Source organism: Pantoea sp. B9002 (genome assembly GCF_013385945.1).
Taxonomy (GTDB): domain Bacteria; phylum Pseudomonadota; class Gammaproteobacteria; order Enterobacterales; family Enterobacteriaceae; genus Pantoea.
In genome coordinates this window covers 1-337 of the sequence record NZ_JACAPA010000132.1, presented here as the reverse complement: position 1 = coordinate 337, position 337 = coordinate 1, and the positions used below count along the sequence as shown (strand labels likewise).

General features: G+C 63.8%; 1 protein-coding gene. It reads right to left on the bottom strand.

Annotation, left to right across the window (positions count from 1 at the left end):
* Positions 1 to 337 (bottom strand): hypothetical protein (locus HX773_RS25515; protein ID WP_218168368.1); only part of this gene is annotated, 337 nt, incomplete at both ends.

Here is a 337-nt window from a genome sequence, read left to right as displayed (position 1 = left end):
CGGCAAAGCTGTTCTGCAGGCGGGTGTAGACCGGATTCGGCGCGAGGTTGTCGGTGCGCTGGACCACTGCGTTCTGCGACCTGAGCAGATCCTGCAGGTTGGCGATGGCGGTGTCCATGGCCCGTACCGGTGGCGCGCCTTCCTTGAAGGTGCGGAGCATTTCCTGGCGCTCGATCTGCTTGGCGTTGATCCGCTGTTGCAGGTCTTGGCGATCCGGGTTGATGCTCATCTGCCGGCCGATGCTGATTTCTTTCTTCATGCTGTTGAGCTGCGCCTGGATCCGCTCCAGGCCGCTCTGGGTCGAGGCGACGGCGCGGGTGGTGTTCAGGTGCTCGCC